At 76.8% G+C, this 6,939-nt stretch carries 5 protein-coding genes and 1 pseudogene; 2 read left to right on the top strand and 4 right to left on the bottom strand.

The genetic code is table 11. The features are described from left to right. Positions 1-576 (bottom strand): RsbRD N-terminal domain-containing protein (locus LPU43_RS17490; RefSeq protein WP_505845681.1); only part of this gene is annotated, 576 nt, incomplete at its 3' end. A gap of 169 nt (positions 577-745) precedes the next feature. Between LPU43_RS17490 and LPU43_RS17485 the strand changes: the two genes are divergently transcribed. After that, positions 746-2,014, top strand: a complete 1,269-nt coding sequence (locus LPU43_RS17485; RefSeq protein ID WP_229401518.1) for a YncE family protein — start codon at positions 746-748, stop codon at positions 2,012-2,014. A 130-nt stretch (positions 2,015-2,144) separates the two neighbouring features. Here LPU43_RS17485 and LPU43_RS17480 read toward each other — a convergent pair whose 3' ends face one another. The 3 genes from LPU43_RS17480 to LPU43_RS17470 form a co-directional block, all read right to left on the bottom strand. Further along, a complete protein-coding gene (locus LPU43_RS17480) occupies positions 2,145-2,945 on the bottom strand; it encodes a S1 family peptidase (protein ID WP_229401517.1) in 801 nt (266 codons plus the stop codon). A 141-nt stretch (positions 2,946-3,086) separates the two neighbouring features. Then, complete coding sequence (locus LPU43_RS17475; protein ID WP_229401516.1) at positions 3,087-5,696, bottom strand: CHAT domain-containing protein; 2,610 nt, start codon at positions 5,694-5,696, stop codon at positions 3,087-3,089. 213 nt (positions 5,697-5,909) lie between these two features. Beyond that, positions 5,910-6,065, bottom strand: a complete 156-nt coding sequence (locus LPU43_RS17470; protein ID WP_229401515.1) for a hypothetical protein — start codon at positions 6,063-6,065, stop codon at positions 5,910-5,912. A 159-nt stretch (positions 6,066-6,224) separates the two neighbouring features. Here LPU43_RS17470 and LPU43_RS17465 point away from each other — a divergent pair. Continuing rightward, positions 6,225-6,939, top strand: a pseudogene (locus LPU43_RS17465) (serine protease); the annotation flags it as partial.

Here is a 6,939-nt window from a genome sequence, read left to right as displayed (position 1 = left end):
CCCGAAGCCGGCGAGGGCGTCGGGGCGCTCGTCGCCCGGCTCGCCGAGCAGCAGCCGCCGCAGCAGCCGGTCGCGGGCGTCGCGCCGGCTGCGCACCAGCTCCCGCTCCGCCGCGTGGTACCCGTCGACCAGGGCGCGTTCCAGCGCGCCCGCGTACCGGCCGAGGTCGAGCAGGGCCTCCAGCAGCGCGCTGTCGGGCAGCCCGGCGGCCCGCCCGCGCTCCAACGCGATCTCCACCACCCGCTGCCGGCCGGCCTGCACCCCGCGCAGCAGGCCGGCGACGGAGACGCCCTGCGCGGCGCGGGCGGCGCCGAGCCGCCGCGCCTCCGCGAAGTCCCCCTCGTCGGGCTCGTCGGGCCCGGGCCGCCGGCCGCCTCCGTGCCGACGCCGCGCGAAGGACGCCAGACCGGCGGAGAGCAGGGCCGCGACGTGCCGGCGGGTCTCGGCCGGGGGCAGCCGCGCCACCTCCGGCGAGTGCAGCCGGGCGGCATCGACCATCTCCTCCACGACCCGGTCGTCGGCGGCCAGGTCGCGCAGCAACGCCCCCAGGGCTCCGGCCCACCCGGTCGACGCCATCGCCTCCGCTCCCCCGGCCACGGCTGCCGTTGTGGACGGTCCACAACGGCCCCGCCGGCCTTTGGCCCCCGTCGCCTACCGGAGGCCCGGCTTCGGTTGGTTTCCTTCTGTTACCGCAAGGTAACACCGCGCGCCGCCACCATCGGTCCCCCACCGGCAGGAGCAGTCCATGACCGCAGCAACGCCCGCGCCCCCACGCGCCCGCCGTCGCGGGTACGCCGCCGCCGCCACCGCCCTGGCCCTCGCCGTCGTCGCCGCGCCGACCCCGGCCGGCGCGACCCCCGCCGCCGCCCTGGATGAGGTGATGTTCGTCGGCAACAACTGGGAGGGCACCGTCGACGTCATCCGCTCCCGGGGCGACTACGGCAGGCTCGGCCGGGTCGACGTCGTCCCCGACCGCGAGCAGCGGCTCTGGGAGATCTACCTCAACCCCGTCCGGCTCGCCTTCTACCTGGGCATCCGGCAGGGGCCCGGCGAGGGCCACGACCAACTCGTCGACGACATGTACACCACGCCGGACGGCGCCGCGCTGGTGGTGTCGCGGCCCAGCTTCGCCGACGTGGTCTCCATCGACCTGGCCACCGGCGCGGTGCGCTGGCGGTTCCCGGTCTCCGGGTTCCGCTCGGACCACATGGCGGTGTCGCCGGACGGCACCCGCGTCGCGGTCTCCGCGTCCACCTCGAACAGGGTGCACGTGCTGGACATCGCCACCGGCCGGCAGGTCGCCTCGTTCGACACCGGCGACTCGCCGCACGAGAACGTCTTCACCGGCGGCGGCCGGCACATCTGGAACATGTCGATCGGCAGCGTCTACACCGACCTCGACGCCCCGGCGCAGGACTGGACGAAGGGGGACCGGCACGTCACGGTCGCCGACGCCGCCACGGGCCAGCGGGTGAAGGAGATCGACATGCGGTCCCGGTTGGACGCGTTCGGCCGGGGCGACCTCTCCGACGCCGTCCGGCCGGCGGTGTTCACGCCCGACGAGAGCAAGCTGTACTTCCAGGTGTCGTTCTTCAACGGCTTCGTCGAGTACGACGTCGCCACCGACACGGTCACCCGGGTCGCCACGCTGCCGAAGAACCCGGACACCGACGAGGACCGCACCACGTGGGTCAACGACTCGCGGCACCACGGCATGTCGATGAGCCCGGACGGCGCGAAGCTCTGCGTCGCCGGCACCGTGGACGACTACACCACCATCGTCGACCGCGCCACCCTCGCCCCGGGCCCGCTGGTCGCGTCCAGCAAGCCGTACTGGGCGACGGTCAGCGGCGACGGCCGGGACTGCGTGATCTCCGAGTCGGGCGCCGACCGGGTGACCGCGATCAGCTTCGCCACCGGCCGGAAGGTGGTCAGCGTGCCGGTGGGCGACCACCCGCAGCGCGTCCGCCTCGGGCGCCTGCCCGCCGGGTGGACGCCCCCGGCCGCCCAGTAACCCGGGCGCGAGGCCGCGCGGTGATTCGCTCGCGGCGACCCGGTGACCCCGTGCCCCGGGCGGCCCGGTGACCCGCGCGGGGCGGCCCGGCCGGTGATCCGGCCGGGCCGCTCCTCGTGCGGTGCTACGGTCAGCCGCCGAGGCTCGCCGCAGCCGAGGCGATGGCCGGGGCGAAGTAGCTCACCTGGGTGTAGACGCCCGGGTAGTTGGGGCGGGCGCAGCCGTTGCCCCAGCTCACGATGCCCACCTGGATCCAGGCGTTGTTGGCGTCCCGGCGGAACATCGGGCCGCCGGAGTCACCCTGGCAGGTGTCGGTGCCGCCGCCGGCGTAGCCGGCGCAGATCTCCTCGGCCGCGATGAGGTCGCCGCCGTAGTTGGAGTTGCAGACGGAGTCGCTGACGAACGGCACGTTGGCCTTGAGCAGGTACCGCTGCTGCGCGCCGCCCTCGCGGGCCGCGCCCCAGCCGGCCACGGTGAAGGTGCCGCTGTCGTACGCGGTGGTGGTGGCGATCGGCAGGGTGGCCAGGTTGGTGACCGGCGTGGCGAGCCGGATCAGCGCCCAGTCCTTGCCCGCGCCGTTGTAGCCGGGGGCGCGGTAGACGTAGTTCGACCGGACGGTGATCCGGCTGGACGACTGGAGGTCCACCGCGCCGAGCGTGGCCGTGATGCTGGTGTTGGTGCCGGTGGCGCCCACGCAGTGCGCGGCGGTGAGGACCAGCCGGGGGCTGTAGAGCGCGCCGCCGCAGCCCATCGAGAGCCGCACCATGAACGGGAACTCGCCCTGGGCGGCCGGGGTGCCGCCGACGACGTTCGGGGTGATCGTGCCGTCGGGCGCCGAGGCGGCGGCGGGGGCGGTGAGGGTGAGGCTGCCCGCGGTCACCGCGGCCAGCGCGGCGGTGAGGAGGCCGGTGAGGGTGCGCCAGCGAACCATGCGTTCCTCCGCATCTTCAGCGGCACTTCCGGGGGTGCCGCATTCGGGATGACGGAAGTCTATTGATCGCCTTCTATTTATTAACCATCCCCGCCGGGTCATACGACGGTGCTATCCCCCGCCCGTACGGCGTGCGCCCGCTCACCCCGCGCCGAAGCAGGCGAACGCCGCCGCCGTGGCCGAGGCGGAGCCGTCGCCCGTCGCGGCGAACGCGGCCTGGGCGTCGGCCAGGGCCCGCGCCGGCCGGGCGCCCGCGCGCATCCGCCGGTGCAGGTCGAGCATCAGCGCCGTGGTGGGCTCCGCCGGCACCGGCAGCACCGTGGCCACCAGACACCGGGCGCCCCGGGCCAGCAGCACCGCCGTGAAGCCCATGACCTCGTCGCCGGGGCGCACTCCCGACAGCCCCGAGTCGCAGGCGGACAGGATTACGCAGCCGGGCGGCCGGGGCAGCCGCTCCAGTTCGTACGCCAGCAGCGGCCCGTCGGCCAGTTCCAGCCGGGAGAACAGCGGGTTGTCGGCCCGGAACGTGCCGTGCGCGGCGATGTGCGCCAGCCCCGCCCCGTCCAGCGCGGCGGTCAGCGCGCCGGCCGTGGCGTCCGCCCCGGTGAACAGGCGCGCGCCGGGCAGCGCCCCGGCGAGCAGGCGTACCTCGGTCTCGGCGGCCGGAAGCCGGGGCCCCGCCGCCAGCACCGGCGGCCCGTCGGGCACGGCCCGCCCGTCCGCGCGCAGCCAGACCGTGGCCGACGGGGCGACCGTCACCGGCCGCCCGGCGCAGGTCGGCAGGCCGGACCACGGCACGGCGTGCAGGGCGCCGATGGGGACGACCACCAGGGGGCGGTCGGCGAGCCGGGCCCGCAGCGGGCCGAACAACTGCCGGTCCAGCGCCGCCGCGACGTGGGCCACCCCGGCCCGGACCTCGGCGGAGTCCCCGGTGGTGACCAGGCGGCGCAGGCCGAACCGGTAGCGGCGGGTCAGGTCCACCGCCTCGGCGAGCGAGCCGAGGTCGTGCAGGCTCGCCCGGCCGTCGCGCACCAGCACCGCCCGCAGCCGCTCGCCGTGCGCGACCAGCTCGATCAGCACCCGCCGGTCGAGCCGCCGCGCCAGCGCCGCCACCCCGGGCGGGACCGCCACCGCGCCGCCGCCGGGCACCCGCCGGGACAGGTCCCGGATGCGCTGCTCCAGCCGGGCCTGCCGGCCCCGCAGCGCGTGCACCGGCCGACCGGCGAGCAGGGCGTCCTCCAACAGGCCGCTGACCAGGCGGAGTTCGCTGAGCGCCGCGACGAGGTCCGGGTCGGCCGGCGGCAGCGCCGCCCGGGTGCGCACCGCGCTGGCCCGCCACCGCTCCGCCCAGGCCAGGACCCGGGCCGGGGAGCCGGACCCCACCGCGATGTCCAGGCCCTCGGCCGCCAGCTCCTGCCCGTACGCGCCGCTGTGCGCCCGCAGCTCCGTCGCGCCGAGGGAGGCCCGGTGGCTGTCGAGCACGGCGAGCCCGCGACGCAGCGCCCGCGCCGCCGCGCGGTCGTCGCCGGCCAGCCGCCGGGACAGCGCCAGGGCGTACCAACCCTGGGCCCGGCCCGGGGCGGTGCCCCGCCGACGGGCGTCGGCCGCCGTGTGGAGCAGCGTCGCGGCGCGGCTGGCGCGGCCGAGAGCGGCGGCCAGAGCGCCGGCGTCGATCCGGGTGGTCAGCGCGGGGCCGGGCCAGCCGGTCGCGTCGAGCTGATCGGCGGTACGCACCAGCGCGGTGAGCAGCGCCGCCGAGGGCGCGCCCCGGCGGTACTCGGCGCGCAGCTCGACGTGCCGGGCGAACGCGGCCCAGGTGCGCCGGCCCTGACGGCGGAACCGGGCCCGCGCACCGGCGGCGGCGTCGGCGGCGGTGTCCAGGTCACCGGCGAGCAACGCGGCCCGCGCCTGGGCCAGCAGCGCCTCGGCCAGGTCGGAGGCCATGCCCCGGCGGCGCAGCTCGCGCACGGCCGCGCCGGCCACCTCGACGGCCTCCTCCACCAGCGGCACGGAGAGCAGCAGCTCGAACCGGTCCAGCAGCAGCGCCGGCCGGGGCACGGCGAGGCGGCGGTACTCCTCCTCCACCTCGGCGAAGCAGCGCAGCGCCCCCACCGTGTCGCCGCGCTGCCCGGCCGCGAGGCCGAGGTTCCAGCGGGCGTCGGCGGCGGCGAGCTCCAGCCCGAGCCGCTGGAAGATCGCCGCCGCGCGCGCGAGGTCGTCGACGCGCCCCCGGCTCGCGCCCCGGTGGGCGTTGAGCAGCCCCCGGTTGTTGCGGGCCCGGGCCTCCAGCAGCGGATCGCCCTCGCGCTGGGCGATCTCGATGGCCAGGGAGTAGTCGCGGACCGCCTCGTCGTACCGGCCCCGGTAGTGCAGCACCACGCCCCGCTGCATCCGGGCCCGGCCGGCGTCGGCCCCGGTCAGCGGGGGCAGGGCGGCGGTCACCGCCCGCAGGGCGGCGGCGGTGCGGCCGGAGTTGGCCAGCACGTAGCCGAGGCTCATCCGGGCCAGCGCCCGCGTGCGCGGCGTCGCGGCGGCCCGCACCGCCCGGCGCAGGTGGCGCAGCGCCCCGGGCAGGTCGTTGAGCTCCCGCAGGGCGAGGCCGACGGCCCGCTCGGCCGTGGAGCGCTCGTCCCCGTCGACGGCTGTGGCGAGCACCCGCTGGGCGGTCGTGATCGCCTCGCGGGGGTAGCGTTGCACGGCGTCGAGCGCGGCCTGGGCCGCACCGGCAGCGATCTCGGCGCTCTCGGCCATGCGGCACAGCGTTCCCGATCGGCTCGCCACCGTCAATGCGACCGTCCTCGATCGCACTGGTCGCGCGCCCGGCCCGATCGACTCCACGACGCCCACATCGCGCCTTCCCCGCTCGTCCGGTCGCCCCGAGCCTTGATCGACTCCATGACGCCGACATCGCGCCTTCCCCGCCGGGCCGATCGCCCCGTGTCGGCGACATGCAGGAGCAGCTCCTCAGGTCAGCTCGATGACCGGCCGGGTCAGGACCTCGTCGGCGTAACCGTCGTCGGAGGCGAGCCACGCGCCGAACTCCCTGTCGCGGTAGGCGGTCGCGAGGGCGAGCCAGCCCAGGAAGAACCCCGCGAAGAGCCTCCGGTCGCGGCAGATCACCGGCGGGGTCCGGGCGGAACCTTTCTCTGCCGCACAGCCGTTCGTGTCATTGACATTCGGGAATGCGCTGGAAGAATCGAATACGCCCCGGGGCCGCCGTGCCGCCCGCCACCCGGGCATTCCACCACCCGCGCCTGTCGCAACCCGCCTGGAGGACCGGTGCCGTCTGACCGCCACCGCACCCCGCTGCCGGCCGATCGGCTCACCCGGCGGCGGATGCTGACCCTGGCCGCGCTCGGCGCGGTGGCGGTGCCGCTGGGCGCCGAGGCGCGACCGGCGTGGGCCGCCGACAGCCCCGACGACGACGCGTACCAGCGCGCCTTCGCCACCGCGCTGGCCGCCGACCCGAACGTGCGGCAGCACACGGTGACCGGCCGGGAGTTCCTCTACCGCCCCCGGCAGCTCCTCGCGGCCAACGCCGACGCCCAGCGGGTGCTGACCTGGCTGCGCTCGCGCAACCACCAGGTGACGGTGGGCGCGGGCTTCGCCGGGGTGACCCGCCTGCTCTTCGCCAAGGAGACCGACGTCCCCGCCGTGGTGACGGCGCTGCGCGATCCCCGGCAGTGGCCCAACCAGCCGGTGCCCGCCGTGCAGCCGCACCACGTGCTGCTGGGCCTGGGCAACATCATGGGCAACCCGGGCAGCCCACCCGCCGCCGCGTCGGCGCTGGCCCCGCCCGCCCCGGCCCGGCTCGGCGAGGGCGCGGGCGTCACCGTCGGCGTCTGCGACACCGGCATCTGGCAGCAGGCCGGCGCGTACCACCCGCAGTGGCTCGGCGGCAGCTACGTCCCCGAGACCGACGACGAGGACGCCCTGTACGTCTCCGGCAGCACCCTCGCCGCCCAGGGCGGGCACGGCACGTTCGTCGCCGGCG

Origin of the sequence: Micromonospora okii (genome assembly GCF_020884795.1) — a bacterium.
GTDB lineage: Bacteria > Actinomycetota > Actinomycetes > Mycobacteriales > Micromonosporaceae > Micromonospora > Micromonospora okii.
This window is presented reverse-complemented; position numbering and strand designations above follow the sequence as displayed.